General features: G+C 58.3%; 28 protein-coding genes. All 28 read left to right on the top strand.

Annotation, left to right across the window (positions count from 1 at the left end; translation table 11 throughout):
- The coding region (locus tag EOI86_RS20795) for an EF-Tu C-terminal domain-related protein (RefSeq protein ID WP_476702845.1) at positions 1-123 on the top strand (123 nt) is incomplete at its 5' end.
- Between the two features lie 77 nt (positions 124-200).
- Positions 201-509, top strand: a complete 309-nt coding sequence (rpsJ, locus tag EOI86_RS20800) for a 30S ribosomal protein S10 (protein WP_127767630.1) — start codon at positions 201-203, stop codon at positions 507-509.
- A gap of 17 nt (positions 510-526) precedes the next feature.
- Positions 527-1,297, top strand: a complete 771-nt coding sequence (rplC, locus tag EOI86_RS20805) for a 50S ribosomal protein L3 (protein ID WP_127767631.1) — start codon at positions 527-529, stop codon at positions 1,295-1,297.
- A 16-nt stretch (positions 1,298-1,313) separates the two neighbouring features.
- Positions 1,314-1,934, top strand: coding sequence for a 50S ribosomal protein L4 (gene rplD, locus EOI86_RS20810; RefSeq protein ID WP_127767632.1), 621 nt, complete (start codon positions 1,314-1,316; stop codon positions 1,932-1,934).
- Entirely contained in the window at positions 1,931-2,254 is a 324-nt protein-coding gene (locus EOI86_RS20815; RefSeq protein WP_127767633.1) for a 50S ribosomal protein L23, read from the top strand. Before rplD ends, EOI86_RS20815 begins: the two co-directional genes overlap by 4 nt.
- 54 nt (positions 2,255-2,308) lie before the next feature.
- The gene (gene rplB, locus EOI86_RS20820) at positions 2,309-3,139 is read left to right on the top strand and encodes a 50S ribosomal protein L2 (protein ID WP_127767634.1); all 831 of its coding nucleotides are present in this window, start codon (positions 2,309-2,311) and stop codon (positions 3,137-3,139) included.
- An 11-nt stretch (positions 3,140-3,150) separates the two neighbouring features.
- A complete protein-coding gene (gene rpsS, locus EOI86_RS20825; protein ID WP_127767635.1) occupies positions 3,151-3,429 on the top strand; it encodes a 30S ribosomal protein S19 in 279 nt (92 codons plus the stop codon).
- A gap of 5 nt (positions 3,430-3,434) precedes the next feature.
- Positions 3,435-3,815, top strand: a complete 381-nt coding sequence (gene rplV / locus EOI86_RS20830) for a 50S ribosomal protein L22 (RefSeq protein ID WP_127767636.1) — start codon at positions 3,435-3,437, stop codon at positions 3,813-3,815.
- 22 nt (positions 3,816-3,837) lie between these two features.
- The gene (gene rpsC, locus EOI86_RS20835) at positions 3,838-4,524 is read left to right on the top strand and encodes a 30S ribosomal protein S3 (protein ID WP_127767637.1); all 687 of its coding nucleotides are present in this window, start codon (positions 3,838-3,840) and stop codon (positions 4,522-4,524) included.
- Positions 4,525-4,591: 67 nt separating this feature from the next.
- Positions 4,592-5,011, top strand: coding sequence for a 50S ribosomal protein L16 (gene rplP / locus EOI86_RS20840; protein ID WP_127767638.1), 420 nt, complete (start codon positions 4,592-4,594; stop codon positions 5,009-5,011).
- A gap of 53 nt (positions 5,012-5,064) precedes the next feature.
- Entirely contained in the window at positions 5,065-5,262 is a 198-nt protein-coding gene (rpmC, locus tag EOI86_RS20845; RefSeq protein ID WP_127767639.1) for a 50S ribosomal protein L29, read from the top strand.
- Positions 5,263-5,330: 68 nt separating this feature from the next.
- On the top strand, positions 5,331-5,573 hold the full coding sequence (gene rpsQ, locus EOI86_RS20850) for a 30S ribosomal protein S17 (RefSeq protein ID WP_127767640.1): 243 nt from the start codon (positions 5,331-5,333) through the stop codon (positions 5,571-5,573).
- 100 nt (positions 5,574-5,673) lie between these two features.
- Positions 5,674-6,042 (top strand): 50S ribosomal protein L14, encoded by a 369-nt coding sequence (gene rplN / locus EOI86_RS20855; protein WP_127767641.1) that lies wholly within the window; start codon positions 5,674-5,676, stop codon positions 6,040-6,042.
- Positions 6,042-6,356 carry a 50S ribosomal protein L24 gene (gene rplX / locus EOI86_RS20860; protein ID WP_127767642.1) on the top strand — a complete coding sequence of 105 codons (315 nt, stop codon included), beginning with the start codon at positions 6,042-6,044 and terminating at the stop codon, positions 6,354-6,356. The genes rplN and rplX overlap by 1 nt, the downstream gene beginning before the upstream one ends.
- Before the next feature lie 19 nt (positions 6,357-6,375).
- Positions 6,376-6,933, top strand: coding sequence for a 50S ribosomal protein L5 (gene rplE / locus EOI86_RS20865; protein WP_127767643.1), 558 nt, complete (start codon positions 6,376-6,378; stop codon positions 6,931-6,933).
- Between the two features lie 16 nt (positions 6,934-6,949).
- Complete coding sequence (rpsN, locus tag EOI86_RS20870; protein ID WP_127767644.1) at positions 6,950-7,255, top strand: 30S ribosomal protein S14; 306 nt, start codon at positions 6,950-6,952, stop codon at positions 7,253-7,255.
- A gap of 15 nt (positions 7,256-7,270) precedes the next feature.
- Positions 7,271-7,669, top strand: coding sequence for a 30S ribosomal protein S8 (gene rpsH / locus EOI86_RS20875; RefSeq protein ID WP_127767645.1), 399 nt, complete (start codon positions 7,271-7,273; stop codon positions 7,667-7,669).
- A 54-nt stretch (positions 7,670-7,723) separates the two neighbouring features.
- Positions 7,724-8,263, top strand: coding sequence for a 50S ribosomal protein L6 (gene rplF, locus EOI86_RS20880; RefSeq protein ID WP_127767646.1), 540 nt, complete (start codon positions 7,724-7,726; stop codon positions 8,261-8,263).
- A 100-nt stretch (positions 8,264-8,363) separates the two neighbouring features.
- The gene (gene rplR, locus EOI86_RS20885) at positions 8,364-8,726 is read left to right on the top strand and encodes a 50S ribosomal protein L18 (RefSeq protein WP_127767647.1); all 363 of its coding nucleotides are present in this window, start codon (positions 8,364-8,366) and stop codon (positions 8,724-8,726) included.
- Positions 8,727-8,739: 13 nt separating this feature from the next.
- Positions 8,740-9,300 carry a 30S ribosomal protein S5 gene (gene rpsE / locus EOI86_RS20890; protein ID WP_127767648.1) on the top strand — a complete coding sequence of 187 codons (561 nt, stop codon included), beginning with the start codon at positions 8,740-8,742 and terminating at the stop codon, positions 9,298-9,300.
- Positions 9,301-9,321: 21 nt separating this feature from the next.
- Complete coding sequence (gene rpmD / locus EOI86_RS20895; RefSeq protein ID WP_127767649.1) at positions 9,322-9,513, top strand: 50S ribosomal protein L30; 192 nt, start codon at positions 9,322-9,324, stop codon at positions 9,511-9,513.
- A 56-nt stretch (positions 9,514-9,569) separates the two neighbouring features.
- Positions 9,570-10,091: a 50S ribosomal protein L15 gene (rplO, locus tag EOI86_RS20900; RefSeq protein WP_127767650.1), complete on the top strand. Its 522-nt coding sequence runs from the start codon at positions 9,570-9,572 to the stop codon at positions 10,089-10,091.
- A 188-nt stretch (positions 10,092-10,279) separates the two neighbouring features.
- Positions 10,280-11,623 (top strand): preprotein translocase subunit SecY, encoded by a 1,344-nt coding sequence (gene secY, locus EOI86_RS20905; RefSeq protein WP_127767651.1) that lies wholly within the window; start codon positions 10,280-10,282, stop codon positions 11,621-11,623.
- Entirely contained in the window at positions 11,620-12,192 is a 573-nt protein-coding gene (locus tag EOI86_RS20910; RefSeq protein ID WP_127767652.1) for an adenylate kinase, read from the top strand. Before secY ends, EOI86_RS20910 begins: the two co-directional genes overlap by 4 nt.
- A gap of 259 nt (positions 12,193-12,451) precedes the next feature.
- Entirely contained in the window at positions 12,452-12,820 is a 369-nt protein-coding gene (rpsM, locus tag EOI86_RS20915) for a 30S ribosomal protein S13 (protein WP_127767653.1), read from the top strand.
- Positions 12,821-12,891: 71 nt separating this feature from the next.
- A complete protein-coding gene (rpsK, locus tag EOI86_RS20920) occupies positions 12,892-13,278 on the top strand; it encodes a 30S ribosomal protein S11 (RefSeq protein WP_127767654.1) in 387 nt (128 codons plus the stop codon).
- A 159-nt stretch (positions 13,279-13,437) separates the two neighbouring features.
- Positions 13,438-14,475 (top strand): DNA-directed RNA polymerase subunit alpha, encoded by a 1,038-nt coding sequence (locus EOI86_RS20925; RefSeq protein ID WP_127767655.1) that lies wholly within the window; start codon positions 13,438-13,440, stop codon positions 14,473-14,475.
- Between the two features lie 114 nt (positions 14,476-14,589).
- Positions 14,590-15,012 carry a 50S ribosomal protein L17 gene (gene rplQ / locus EOI86_RS20930; RefSeq protein WP_127767656.1) on the top strand — a complete coding sequence of 141 codons (423 nt, stop codon included), beginning with the start codon at positions 14,590-14,592 and terminating at the stop codon, positions 15,010-15,012.
- Positions 15,013-15,102: the final 90 nt, after the last annotated feature.

Consider the following 15,102-nt stretch of genomic DNA (forward strand, 5'->3'; position numbering starts at 1 on the left):
GACAACGTGACGATGGAAGTCGAACTGATTGCCCCGATCGCCATGGACGAAGGTCTTCGTTTCGCGATCCGTGAAGGCGGCCGCACCGTTGGTGCAGGCGTCGTCGCGGGCATCATCGAGTAATTAAGCAGGGCGACCGCCCGGACCAGGTCAGGACCGGGCGGCGTTCTTTTGTAGCGCTCTCTAAGGGGTGAAACGGCATGGATAGCCAGAACATTCGCATTCGCCTGAAGGCGTTCGATCACCGCGTCCTCGATCAGTCGACGCGCGAGATCGTGTCCACGGCGAAGCGCACGGGTGCCGAGGTTCGCGGACCAATTCCGCTGCCTACCCGGATCGAAAAGTTCACGGTGCTGCGGTCTCCGCACATCGATAAGAAAAGCCGTGAGCAGTTCGAGATACGGACCCATAAGCGGGTGCTGGACATCGTCGACCCGACACCGCAAACAGTCGATGCTTTGATGAAGCTCGATCTGGCTGCTGGTGTCGATGTCGAGATCAAGCTCTAAGTGCGGGGGATTTCGTGATGCGTTGCGGGTTGATCGCGCAAAAGGTCGGTATGACGCGTGTCTTCAAAGAAGACGGCGCCAGTGTACCGGTAACGGTCCTGAAGATCGACGAACTTCAAATCGTCGCTCAGCGGACTGAAGACAAACACGGTTACACGGCCCTGCAAATGGGTGGTGGCCGCCGTAAGGTGAAACACACGACGAAGCCGATGCGGGGACACTTCGCAAAGGCGCAGGTCGAGCCGAAGCGGAAACTGGCTGAATTCCGGGTTTCCGATGACGCAATGATCGATGTCGGTGCTGAACTGACGGCTGATCACTTCATCGCCGGCCAGTATGTGGACGTGACGGGCAGCAGCATCGGTAAAGGTTTCGCCGGTGCAATGAAGCGGCACAACTTCGGCGGTCTTCGGGCCAGCCACGGTGTGTCGGTTTCGCATCGCTCCCACGGCTCCACCGGCCAGTGCCAGGATCCGGGCAAGGTCTTCAAGGGTAAGAAGATGGCTGGCCATATGGGTGCAGAACGCGTGACGACGCAGAACCTGGAAGTGGTTGCGACCGATGTGGATCGCGGCTTGATCCTGGTCCGTGGCGCCGTCCCCGGTTCGAAGTCCGGTTGGGTCATGGTTCGCGACGCTGTGAAGCGGTCACTGCCGGAAGACGTCCCGTTCCCGGGTGCGTTCAAGCTGGCGGCGGATCCGAACGCGGTTGCCGAAGAAGCTCCGGCTGATGCGCCGGCGGTTGAGGCTGCGGAAGACGCAGGCACGACCGAAGAACAGAACTCGTAAGTTAGGTGCGAAGGTCATGAAGGCGAAAATTATCACCCTCGACAACGCTGCCGCCGGCGAGATCGATCTCGCGGACGAAGTGTTCGGTGTCGCTGTCCGCAAGGACATCATGTCCCGCATGGTCAACTATCAGTTGGCTAAGCGGCGCGCTGGCACGCACAAGGTCAAGGGCCGCAGTGAAGTCAACGGTTCGACAGCGAAAATCTATCGTCAAAAAGGCACAGGCCGTGCCCGTCATGGCGACAAGAAGGCGCCCCAGTTCCGCGGTGGCGGTCAGGTGTTCGGTCCGCATCCGCGCGACCATAGCCACAGCATGCCGAAAAAGGTCCGGGCCTTGGCAATGCGCTCTGCGCTCTCCGCCAAGCAGGCCGATGGCAAGCTGATCATCCTGGACGATGCCACGCTGGACAGCCCGAAGACGAAGGTGCTGAAGGACAAACTGGCCGGACTGGGTTGGGGCAATGCCCTGTTCGTCGGCGGTCCGGAAGTGGACGGCAACATGGCTTTGGCGGTTCGGAACATTCCGGGTGTCGATCTGCTGCCGACCCAGGGCGCGAACGTGTACGACATTCTTCGTCGGGATCTTCTGGTTCTGACCAAGGCCGCCGTTGAAGGGTTGGAGGCCCGCTTGAAATGAGTTGGAAATATCTCAACAAGAAGGCCGTTTCCAAAGAACGGATGTACGACGTCCTGCTGTCGCCGGTGATTACCGAAAAGGCGACGTTGGGCGGTGAGAACAACCAGATTTCCTTCAAGGTTGCGACGACTGCGACCAAGCCGGAAATCAAGGCTGCCGTTGAAGGTCTGTTCGACGTCAAAGTCCGGTCCGTGAACACGCTTGTGGTCAAGGGCAAGACGAAACGTCACCGCGGCCGTATCGGGCAGCGCAGCGATTGGAAGAAGGCCGTCGTTCGTTTGGTAGAAGGTGATTCTATCGACGTCACCACGGGTCTTTGAAACAGGGCTCAAGAAACCGTCGAACGCGGATTGAGTTAAGGGAGCGAGAGCATCATGGCGCTCAAGCAATATAAACCGAACACACCCGGCCAACGTGGCTTGGTGCTGGTCAAGCGGACGGACCTCCACAGTGGCGGTCCGGTCAAGAGCCTGACCGAAGGTCTGACCAACAAGGGCGGCCGCAACAACACCGGTCGTATCACGGCACGGCGTCAAGGCGGTGGGCACAAGCGCCGGTACCGGGTCATCGATTTCAAGCGCCAGAAGTGGGATCAACCCGCAACTGTCGAGCGCCTGGAATACGATCCGAACCGGACCGCGTTCATTGCTCTGATCCGTTACGCGGACGACGAGTTGGCCTACATCCTGGCGCCGCAGCGTTTGAAAGCCGGTGACACGGTCGTGGCCGGGGCCAAGGTCGACGTGAAACCTGGCAACGCGATGCCGCTTGGTGCAATGCCGGTCGGTACCATCGTCCACAATGTGGAGATGAAGCCGGGCAAGGGTGGTCAGATTGCACGTTCGGCTGGGACTTATGCCCAGTTGGTCGGTCGCGATCAGGGCTATGCCCAGCTGAAATTGATGTCGGGTGAACTGCGCGTCGTTCGGTCCGAATGCATCGCGACGGTTGGCGCGGTCAGTAACCCTGACCAACAGAACATCAAGCTTGGTAAGGCCGGCCGTAAACGTTGGCTTGGCAAGCGTCCGTCGGTTCGTGGCGTCGTCATGAACCCGGTTGATCACCCGCATGGTGGTGGTGAAGGCCGGACCTCGGGTGGCCGTCATCCGGTTACGCCCTGGGGTAAGCCGACCAAAGGTAAGCGCACGCGGTCGAACAAGTCGACGGATAAGTACATTATCCGCCGCCGACACGCGAAGAAGTAGGAGAAGGCAAGGTGGCACGCTCCGTTTGGAAAGGTCCCTTCGTGGATCATTACCTTCTGAAAAAAGCCGAAGACTCCGCGTCTTCGGGTCGGAAGGACGTAATTAAGACATGGTCTCGTCGGTCGACCGTTCTGCCGCAGTTCGTGGGCCTGACTTTCGGTGTCCATAACGGTCGGAAGTTTGTTCCGGTTCTGGTGACCGAACACATGATCGGCCACAAGCTGGGTGAGTTCGCCCCGTCGCGGACCTACTACGGCCATTCGGCCGACAAAAAGGCGAAGAGGGGTTAACGATCATGGGTAAGGCAGCTGCAGAGCGCCGTTTGGACGAGGCGGAAGCGATGGCTCTGTCCCGTACGATCCGGATCAGCCCTCAGAAGCTGAATCTGGTCGCGGCTTCGATCCGTGGCAAGGCCGCCAGTGCTGCGGTCGCGGAATTGGCTTTCTCCCGTCGCCGGATTGCCGGCGACGTGAAGAAAGTCCTGGAAGCGGCCATTGCGAATGCGGAGAACAACCATCAGCTTGACGTTGATCGGTTGTTCGTGAAGGAAGCCTTTGTTGGCAAATCCTTCGTTATGAAGCGTTTTAGGGCGCGTGCCCGCGGTCGCGGTGCGCGGATTTTGAAGCCGTTTTCGAATTTGACGATCGTCGTGCGCGAGCGCGAAGACGCGGAATAGGCAGCGGGTAAAGGAAGATATCATGGGTCAAAAAGTTAACCCGATCGGTCTGCGCCTCGGCATCAACCGGACCTGGGATTCCCGTTGGTTCGCCGGTAAGAACTACGCGGACCTGCTGCATGAAGATTTGAAGCTGCGGGATTTCCTGCATGACAAGCTTAAGCAGGCGGGGATTTCCCGGATCGTGATCGAACGTCCGGCCGGTCGTGCGCGTGTCACCATTCATTCGGCGCGTCCGGGTGTGGTGATCGGCAAGAAGGGCCAGGATATCGAAAAGCTGCGCCAGCAGTTGAACAAGATCACGGGTAAGGACGTCGCGCTTAACATCGTCGAAGTCCGCAAGCCCGAAATCGACGCCAAGCTGGTTGCCGAAAACATCGCGCAGCAGTTGGAACGTCGCGTTGCCTTCCGACGTGCCATGAAGCGCGCGGTTCAGAGCGCAATGCGCCTGGGTGCCGAGGGGATCCGGATCAACTGTGGTGGGCGTCTCGGCGGCGCGGAAATCGCGCGGACTGAATGGTACCGTGAAGGTCGGGTTCCGTTGCACACGCTTCGTGCGGACATCGATTACGGCTTGGCCGAAGCGCACACGACCTATGGTGTCTGTGGCGTGAAGGTCTGGGTCTTCAAGGGCGAGATCATGGCCCATGACCCGATGGCGCAGGACAAACGGATGGATACAGGTTCGCCCGCGGGTGGCCGGTCCTAAGTCTCTGGCGGTCTCGTTGACCGTCACGTGAATTGAACGAATTGAGCATATTCGAGGGTTTTTTGACATGCTGAGCCCGAAACGTACGAAGTTCCGGAAGGCCCATAAAGGCCGCATCCATGGTAATGCCAAGGGCGGAACGGCCTTGAATTTCGGCTCCATCGGTCTCAAGGCCATGGAACCGGGGCGGATAACCTCGCGTCAGATTGAAGCGGCTCGCCGTGCGATCGTTCGCCGGATCCGTCGTCAGGGTAATGTCTGGATCCGTATTTTCCCGGATGTGCCCGTCAGCTCGAAACCCGCGGAAGTCCGCATGGGTAAGGGTAAGGGGACGCCGGAATATTGGGCGGCCCGGGTTAAGCCTGGTCGTGTGATGTTCGAGATGGACGGTGTCGATCACGGTGCGGGCAAGGAAGCTTTCGAATTGGCGGCGGCGAAGTTGCCGATCCGCTGCAAGATCATCACGCGCCTCGGCGCCGGCGCTTAATCAGCGTAGTCGGCAGCTAGAGCAGCGGAACAGAGAAGGCGAAGGATAGGGCCATGAAAGCCGAAGACCTGCGTCAGAAGACGGAAGACGAATTGAACGGTCAGCTTCTTGATCTCAAGAAGGAACAGTTCAACCTGCGTTTTCAGGCGGCCAGCGGGCAGCTGGAAAATACAGCGCGCTCACGTGAAGTGCGGCGCGATATCGCTCGTATCAAGACGCTGCTCGGTCAGCGCCAGGCTGCGGCGAGTTAAATTTAAGCCGAGGCCGATATCGGTCCCGGTGGAATGGATAGAAACGAGTTAGGGCGGAGTTTAGAGCGATGCCGAAACGGATTATGCAGGGCACAGTGGTGTCTGACCACGGCGAGAAGACGATTGTCGTCCAGGTTGAGCGCCGCTTTAAGCACCCGCTGCTGAACAAGATCGTGCGGAAGTCCAAGCGATTCATGGCTCATGACGAGAGCAACACCCATAAGACGGGTGACATGGTTCGTATTGCGGAGTGCCGGCCTCATTCCAAGCGTAAGACTTGGGAAGTGGTGACGGACGAAGCGTCCGCGTAAGGTTTGGGATTTGCGCGGCTGTGCCGGGCGGATCGCAGTTTGAGTTTGATGTTTGTTCGGGTGTTTTTGCCCGGACATATGGGATGAAAGGGTCGGACATATGATCCAGATGCAAACTAACCTGGATGTCGCCGACAATTCGGGCGCGCGTCGGGTCCAGTGCATCAAGGTGCTCGGGGGCTCGAAGCGACGTACCGCTTCAGTTGGCGATGTCATCGTCGTTTCCGTTAAGGAAGCGATTCCGCGCGGCCGCGTTAAGAAAGGCGATGTGCTTAAAGCTGTCATCGTCCGGACGGCGCAGCCGGTTCGGCGTCAGGACGGATCGACGATCCGATTCGACTCCAATGCCGCGGTCCTCATCAACAAGCAGAACGAGCCGATCGGTACCCGTATCTTCGGTCCGGTCGTCCGTGAACTGCGTGCGAAGCGCTTCATGAAGATCGTTTCGCTCGCGCCGGAGGTGCTGTAATGGCTGCGAAGATCAAAAAGGGTGACAAGGTCGTCGTTTTGACCGGTCGCGACAAAGGCAAGGAAGGCGAAGTCATCGAAGTTCGTCCCTCCGAAGACCGTGTCGTTGTCCGTGGCGTCAATGTCGTCAAGCGTCACACGCGTCCGTCCATGTCGGCCCAAGGTGGGATCGTTGAGAAGGAAGCGCCGATAGCGGTTTCGAACATCGCGCACCTTGACCCCAAGGACAACAAGCCGACCCGTGTTGGTTTCAAGGTTCTCGACGGCCGCAAGGTCCGCTTTGCGAAGCGGTCCGGCGAAGTCATCGACGCGTAAGTCGGAAGGATCGAGAAAGATGTCGGGAAAAGAATATACTCCGCGCCTCGAGCAGCATTATAAAGATGCCGTTCGCGCTAAGATGCTGGAGAAGTTCGGCTACAAATCCTCTATGGAAGTGCCGAAGCTGGACAAGATCGTCATCAACATGGGTGTCGGGGAAGCGGTCGCGGATCGTAAGAACCTGAACGGCGCTGTTGATGATCTTTCACTGATCACCGGTCAAAAGCCGGTGACGACCAAGGCCAAGAAATCCATCGCCGGCTTTAAGCTGCGTGAAGGCATGGCTGTTGGCGCCAAGGTTACTCTGCGGCGCGAGCGCATGTATGAATTTCTTGACCGTCTGATCAACGTGGCGCTGCCGCGTGTCCGTGACTTCCGCGGGATCAGCAGCAAGAGCTTCGATGGCCGTGGCAACTACGCCATGGGCTTGAAGGAACAGATCGTGTTTCCGGAAATCGATTACGACAAAGTCGATTCTATCCGGGGCATGGATATCGTGATTTGCACGACGGCGAATTCGGACGATGAAGCACGCGCGCTTCTGGACGAATTCAATATGCCGTTTCAGAAATAGACGGGAGTGACGTCAGATGGCCAAAAAGAGCGCCATTGAGCGGAACAAGAAGCGGGAACGTTTGACTAAGTCCGCGGCTAATCGCCGGGCGAAGTTGAAGGAGACCCTTCATAACCGCGAGCTGCCGCCGGAAGAACGGTTCAAGGCAGCAATGGATCTGAACAAGATCGCGAAGAACGCCTCTCCCGTCCGTCTGCACAATCGGTGCGAACTGACCGGACGTCCGAAGGCGTACTATCGCAAATTCCGCATCTCGCGTATCGCGCTGCGTGAACTGGCCTCTCATGGTCAGATCCCGGGCGTGACTAAGTCGAGCTGGTAACGGAGGACTGATAAGATGGCGATGAGTGATCCTCTTGGTGACATGCTGTCCCGCATTCGGAATGGCCAGGTTGCCCGCAAGGCTGCCGTGCCGGTTCCGTCGAGCAAACTGCGCGCGCGGGTTTTGGACGTGTTGCAGCGCGAAGGGTATATCCGTGGCTACAGCGAATCCGAGATCAAAAAGGGTATTTCCGAGCTGAACGTCGAGTTGAAGTATTTTGACGGTGAGCCGGTGATTAAGGAAATTTCGCGTGTCTCAAAGCCGGGACGGCGCGTTTATTCCGGGATCAAGGACTTGGGCCGCGTTTATAACGGTCTGGGTATCTCGATCCTCAGCACCCCCAAGGGTGTGATGTCGGACGCGGAAGCGCGTGAAAATAACGTGGGTGGCGAGGTTCTTTGCCGGGTCTACTAAGGCCAGGCAGAGACACGTTACCTGTAAGCTATACGAAGATAAGGGTTTTGAACCATGTCACGCGTTGGCAAATATCCGGTTGAGGTTCCAAGCGGCGTCGATATTTCGATCGTCGAGGGACTGGTGACCGCTAAAGGCAAGAACGGCGAACAGAAGGTGGCGATCACCGACTATGTCACCGTCTCCATGGCCGAAAATATGGTTTCCGTAGAGCCGGTAAACCAGAGCAAGAAGGCTCGCCAGCACTGGGGCATGGTTCGCGCCATGATCAGCAATGCGGTTTTGGGCGCGTCGGAAGGCTTTGTTAAGCGGCTGGAAGTGAATGGCGTCGGTTACCGTGCGCAGGTGCAGGGGTCGACCTTGAAGCTGCAACTCGGTTTCAGTCATGACGTAAACTTCCCGATCCCGTCGGACGTGAAGATTGCGATTGAAGGCGACCGCGGCAACATCATCGCCGTTTCCGGCGCGGACAAGCAGCGGGTTGGGCAGATTGCCAGTGAAATCCGCGGCTATCGTCCGCCTGAACCTTACAAGGGCAAGGGGCTTCGTTACACCGACGAGACCATCCTTCGTAAGGAAGGGAAGAAGAAGTAAGCCGGACGGAGAGGTCTCCGATACGGTAAATCGCGCCGCATCCGGGCTGCGGAAAGTCCAAAAGACATACCGCGGTGGGCGCATTGCGAGGACAGGAATTATGATTAGTACCAAAAAACTCTTCGAGCGGCGCCGAGCGCGTGCGCGGTACCAAATTCGGAAACTCGGCGGCGGCAAGCCCCGTCTTTCCGTGCACCGCACGAACAAACAGATCTACGCCCAGGTCATCGACGATCTGGCCGGCGTCACCGTCGCCGCTGCGTCGACGATGGATACGGACTTCCGTTCTGGCGGGAAGTCCGGCGGCAATTCTGATGCCGCGGCGGTTGTCGGCAAGCTGATCGCTGAGCGCGCCAAAGCGGCGGGCGTCGAACAGGTCGTGTTCGATCGTGGCGGTTTTCGTTTTCATGGCCGGGTGAAGGCGCTGGCAGATGCCGCGCGTGAAGCCGGTTTGAAGTTCTAAGGGGATCCGAGCGATGGCACGTGGACCGAGAGAAGAACGCAACAGGGATGGCGAATCCGATCTGGTTGAAAAGCTGGTCGCGATCAACCGTGTTGCGAAAGTTGTTAAGGGTGGTCGTCGTTTCGGCTTTGCCGCTTTGGTCGTCGTTGGTGACGGTCGCGGCCGGGTCGGGTTCGGCCACGGTAAGGCGCGCGAAGTGCCGGAAGCGATTCGTAAGGCGACGGACCAGGCCAAGAAGACCATGGTTCGTGTTCCCCTGCGGGAAGGCCGTACGCTGCACCACGACGTCCACGGCCGCTTCGGCGCCGGTCGGGTTGTGATGCGGGCTGCGCCCTCCGGTACCGGCATCATCGCCGGTGGTCCGACCCGCGCGGTGTTCGAAGCCCTGGGTGTGCAGGACGTTGTCGCCAAGTCGACGGGTTCGTCCAACCCCTACAACATGGTGAAAGCCGCTTTTGAAGGCCTCAAGAGCAGCAGTTCCCCGCGCATGGTTGCGGCGCGCCGCGGCAAGAAAGTCAACGATATCGTTGGCCGCCGTGACGGACATGCCGGTACTGAAGAAAACGCGGCGTAAAGTTAGGCCGGGAGAGAACCAATGGCGGAAGACAAAAAGCTTCGGGTAACCCAGACGGGCAGCCCGATCCGGCGTGAAGCTAGCCAGCGTGCAACGCTGGTGGGCCTTGGTCTGAACAAGATCGGCCGCACGCGCGAACTGGAAGACACCCCGTCCATCCGTGGCATGATCCGCAAGGTCCGCCACATGGTTCGGGTAGAAGAACTCGGTTGATCGCCGACCGGTCCCAAACCGGTAGGTAGACCCGTAGGTCAGAAGGAAGTCAGACAATGAAACTCAACGAACTGTCCGACAATCCGGGCGCGGCAAAGACACGGATGCGTGTCGGTCGTGGCATCGGGTCCGGCAAGGGCAAGACCGCCGGTCGCGGGGTCAAAGGCCAGAAGTCGCGCTCCGGTGTTTCCATCAAGGGGTTTGAAGGCGGCCAGATGCCGTTGTATCGCCGCCTGCCGAAGCGCGGTTTCACCAATGCGCCGTTCCGCAAGGAATTCGCGACGGTGAATCTGGGCCGCCTGCAGGAAGCGGTCGAAGCCAAGAAGATCGACGCCAAGAAGCCGATCGATGCCGAGGCGCTGCTTGCCGCCGGTATCATCAGCAAGGAACTGGACGGTGTGAAGATTCTCGCCAAGGGCGAACTTTCGACCGCCTTGACGATCCAGGCCGCCAAAGCCAGTCAGGCCGCAATTGCCGCAGTCGAAAAGGCCGGTGGCAAGATCGAACTTCCGGCGGAAGTCGAGAAGGCACCCTCGAAGAAGCGTCGCCACCTGGCGATGAAGAACCGGGACGCTTAATAGGTTTGATGCATAGGGAAGGGCGCGACCTAAAGGTCGTGTCTTTTCCGTTGCAATCGTTGCATCGACACCCAACGTCCTTTAACAGGCAACTAGCCGGGGACAGGACACGCGCGAATACGAAGCCCAACCGGCATTAGGGATTCAAGCGCGGGTTGGAACGATAGGGTAACGGGAACAGGTATCGTATGGCATCCGCCGCTGAGCAACTCGCCGCGAATTTCAATTTTGGAACTCTCGCAAAGGCGACAGAACTGAAGAAGCGCATCTGGTTCACCCTGGGTGCGCTTATCGTGTATCGACTGGGGACCTATCTTCCCCTGCCGGGGATCGACGCATCGGTCCTGTCGGAACTGTTCGAGCAACAGGCCGGCGGTATCCTCGGTATGTTCGATACGTTTGCGGGCGGCGCCGTCAGCCGGATGTCGATCTTTGCTCTGAACATCATGCCGTATATTTCGGCCTCCATTATCATGCAGCTCATGACCGCGATTTCGCCGTCGTTGGAGCAGTTGAAGAAGGAAGGCGAGAGCGGCCGCAAGAAGATCAATCAATACACCCGGTATCTGACAGTCCTACTGGCGGCTGTGCAGGCCTATGGCATCGCTGTCGGGCTCGAGGGGGCTTCCGGTTCCCAGGGGCCAGCAGTCCAGGACCCTGGCCTGTTCTTCAGGGCTTCCACGGTCATCACGCTGGTGGGTGGGACCATGTTCCTGATGTGGTTGGGTGAACAGATTACCCAGCGCGGCGTCGGCAACGGCATTTCGCTGATCATCTTCTCCGGTATTGTTGCCGGCTTGCCGGGTGCTTTGGCTGGCACGTTGGAGTTGGGGCGGACGGGTGCGCTTTCCACGGCCTTCATCCTGATCCTGCTGGTCATGTCGGTCGCGGTTATCGCCTTCATCGTCTTTGTCGAACGAGCCCAGCGCCGAATCATCGTTCAGTATCCGAAGCGGCAGGTCGGCAATAAGATGTTCGGTGGCGAAAGCTCGCATCTCCCGATGAAACTCAATACGCCGGGCGTCATCCCGCCGATTTTCGCCAGTTCCCTGTTGCTGATGCCCCTGACGATCGCGAATTTCAGCGGTGGCTCGGGGCCGGCCTGGCTTCAAGACGTCACGGCGATGCTTGGCCGCGGGCAACCGCTTTATCTGGCTGTCTATGTCGGCCTTATCGTGTTTTTCGCCTTCTTCTATACGGCGGTGGTCTTCAATCCGGAAGAAACGGCTGACAATCTGAAGAAATACGGCGGGTTCGTCCCCGGTATCCGCCCCGGCAAGAATACTGCCGAATATCTCGACTATGTCCTGACGCGCCTCACAGCGATCGGGGCTTTGTATCTGGCTGCTGTCTGTATGTTGCCGGAACTCCTGATCTCGCAATACGCTGTGCCGTTCTATTTCGGTGGTACCAGCTTGCTGATCTGCGTCACGGTGACCATGGATACGGTCGCTCAAATACAAAGCCATTTGCTGGCCCATCAGTATGAAGGGTTGGTGAAGAAATCGAAGTTGAGGGGGAGGCGTCGATGATCATTCTCATGTTCGGCCCGCCGGGTGCGGGGAAAGGTACCCAGGCCAAGCTGATCGAAGAGTCGCGCGGGTTTGTGCAACTTTCGACCGGTGACATGCTACGCGCCGCCGTTGCCGAAGGCACGGCGCTTGGCAAACAGGCCAAGGCGATAATGGATGCCGGCAAACTGGTTGACGACGAAACGATGATCGGAATCATCGACGAGCGTATGGAAGAGCCGGATTGTGCCAAAGGCGTGATTCTGGACGGCTTCCCGCGCACGGTCGCACAGGCGGAGGGCTTGGATGCCCTTTTGTCGCGTAAGGGCAAAAAGATCGATCACGTGATCGAACTGACGGTCGACGACCAGGAACTTTTTAACCGCATCGAAACCCGTGCCGCGGAAACGCCCGAAAGCGAACGCCGTGCGGACGATAATGCGGAAACGCTCAAGAAACGCTTGGGCGTGTATCACGAACAAACGGCACCCTTGCTTCCCTATTACGAAGAGAAGGGTGTTTTGCGGAAAGTTGACGGCATGCAGGGCATCGATACGGTGACCGCAGCCATCAACAAGATTTTGGGTTAAGCGAATTACGTCGAAAAGGGCGGGAAATATCTTCAATTCCATTGTGGACGGGGCGTTGACAGAGGAACGGGTTTCCGTATACTCCGCGCGCTTCGGCCAAGCCGTGTGTCATGAAAATGACAGTACGGTTGCCGATTGAAGATTTCCCGTAAGGGGCTATTCCCAGTTCGGCATGTTCGCAGCGACCCGTAATGTAAACGAGGACGCTGCTGTGCCTTTTTGGCGTATGTCGGCGGAATTTTGGTAGAGGATTGAGACGATGGCACGTATCGCGGGTGTTAACCTCCCGACTAACAAGCGGGTTGTGATCGCGCTGACCTATATTCATGGGATCGGCAGTCACAAGGCGACGGAAATTTTGAAGACTTGCAGCATTGACGAGTCTGCTCGGGTTAACACCTTGAGCGAAGACGAAGTTGCCCGCATCCGTGAAGTGATCGATCGCGATCACATGGTTGAAGGGGATCTGCGCCGCGAAGTCGCTATGAACATCAAGCGTCTGATGGACCTTGGTTGCTATCGCGGCCTGCGTCACCGTAAGGGCCTGCCGGTTCGGGGTCAGCGTACCCACACGAATGCCCGTACCCGCAAGGGTCCGGCCAAAGCGATCGCCGGTAAGAAGAAGTAATCGTCCTTATTCTTGGAAAATGTTCGGGGGCGGTCATAAGCCTGCCCCAAGTATGATAGGTGGAACTGACTATGGCACGCGCTCCCGTTCGTAAGCGTCGCGAGAAAAAGAACATCACCTCTGGGATCGCCCATGTGAACGCGTCGTTCAACAACACGATGATCACCATTACCGACGTGCAGGGTAATGCCATCTCCTGGTCCAGCGCTGGTATGCAGGGCTTCAAGGGCAGCCGGAAGTCGACGCCCTATGCCGCGCAGATTGCCGCGGAAGACGCCGGCAAGAAGGCTGCCGACCATGGCATGAAAACCTTGGAAGTGAACGTGAAAGGGCCGGGTTCGGGTCGTGAATCTGCTCTTCGCGCGCTGCAGTCGGTCGGTTTCACGATCACCGCGATCAAGGACGTCACGCCGATCCCGCACAACGGCTGCCGTCCGCGCAAGCGTCGTCGCGTCTAATCATTTGATTGCCCGCGGCTTCTTGCGGCGGGCCGGTCGATCGCCTGTAGGCGGTCTGGCCGGGCGGGACTATTCAGCCCCGCTCCGGTTGGCCCCATCGGGTTGATTTGAAAGCAAGACTTAAGAAGGGACGCCGGCTTTCCGGTCGGTGACATAAGAATGAGCGATACCTCCTTGGCGAGTGTTCAGCGCAACTGGCAATCCTTGATTAAGCCGAAGAAGCTGGAAGTGACGCCCGGCGTCGACCCGAACCGTATTGCCACCGTCGTTGCCGATCCGCTGGAGCGCGGCTTCGGCATGACCCTGGGCAATGCGTTGCGGCGCATTTTGCTGTCGTCCTTGCAGGGGGCGGCCGTCACCTCTTTGCAGATTGATGGCGTTCTGCACGAATTCTCGTCCATTCCCGGTGTCCGTGAGGACGTTACCGACATCGTCCTGAACGTTAAGGCTCTGGCGCTGCGTATGCACGGCGACGGGCCCAAGCGCATGCGCTTGTCTGTTCAGGGGCCGGCTGAAGTTACCGCCGGCATGATTGAAACGGGCCATGACATCGAAGTCATGAACCCGGACCTGGTGATCTGCACACTCGACAAGGGCGCCTCGCTCAATATCGAGTTCACGGTCGCCAATGGTAAGGGCTATGTTCCTGCCTCGCAGAACCGTCCGGAAGACGCGCCGATTGGCCTGATTCCGGTGGATTCGATCTTCAGCCCGGTCCGTAAAGTGTCCTACAAGGTGGAAAACACCCGCGTTGGCCAGGTTACGGACTTCGATAAGCTGAGCATGGCGATTGAAACCAACGGTGCGGTTACCCCGGAAGATGCGACCGCTCTTGCCGCGCGCATCATGCAGGACCAGCTTCAGATCTTCATCAACTTCGAAGAGCCGCAACAGCGGGTCGAAGAAGAGAAGGCTTCCGAACTGCCGTTCAACCGGAACCTGCTCCGCAAGGTGGACGAACTGGAACTCAGCGTCCGTTCCGCGAATTGCCTGAAAAATGACAACATCGTTTATATCGGCGATCTTGTGCAGAAGACGGAATCGGAAATGCTCCGGACCCCGAACTTTGGCCGGAAATCGTTGAATGAAATCAAAGAAGTCCTGACCCAGATGGGCCTGGCTCTTGGCATGGAAATTCCTGCCTGGCCGCCGGAAAACATCGAGGATTTGGCGAAACGGCTCGAAGAGCCGTTCTGATGGGGCTGGGCCGGTAAACGGCCCTTTCCTTTTATCTCCACCGTCGGCTGTAGCCACGAAAAGCAACAACAGGCGACCGGCGGTTATTGAGCAAAGAAGACCAGGAGAAAAGTAATGCGTCACGGTATGCACGGCCGTAAGCTTAACCGCACGGCTTCCCATCGTAAGGCCATGTTCGCCAATATGGCGAATGCCCTTATCAAGCACGAACAAATCAAGACGACCCTGCCGAAGGCAAAGGAACTGCGCCGCGTCGCGGATCGCTTGATTACGCTTGGCAAAAAGGGTGGTCTGCACCGCCGTCGCCAGGCGTTCGCTCAGCTGCGCGACGATGCGATGGTTGCGAAGCTGTTCGATACGTTGGCCGGTCGCTATGAAGGCCGCCCCGGCGGTTACACGCGCGTCCTGAAGGCGGGTTTCCGCTACGGCGACAGTGCCCCGATGGCAATCATTGAATTGGTCGACCGCGATCAGGATGCCAAAGGCTTGGATTCCGGTCCCGTCCAGGTTGCTGACGAGGACGAAGGCGAGGAGTAAGTCCCGCCGGAAAAATTATGTCACCCTGGCAATGAGTGACAGAATGACGCCCCGCACGGTTTTCCCTGCGGGGCGTTTTCATTTTCGGCC

This window comes from Hwanghaeella grinnelliae (genome assembly GCF_004005845.1).
Lineage (GTDB): Bacteria > Pseudomonadota > Alphaproteobacteria > UBA8366 > Aestuariispiraceae > Hwanghaeella > Hwanghaeella grinnelliae.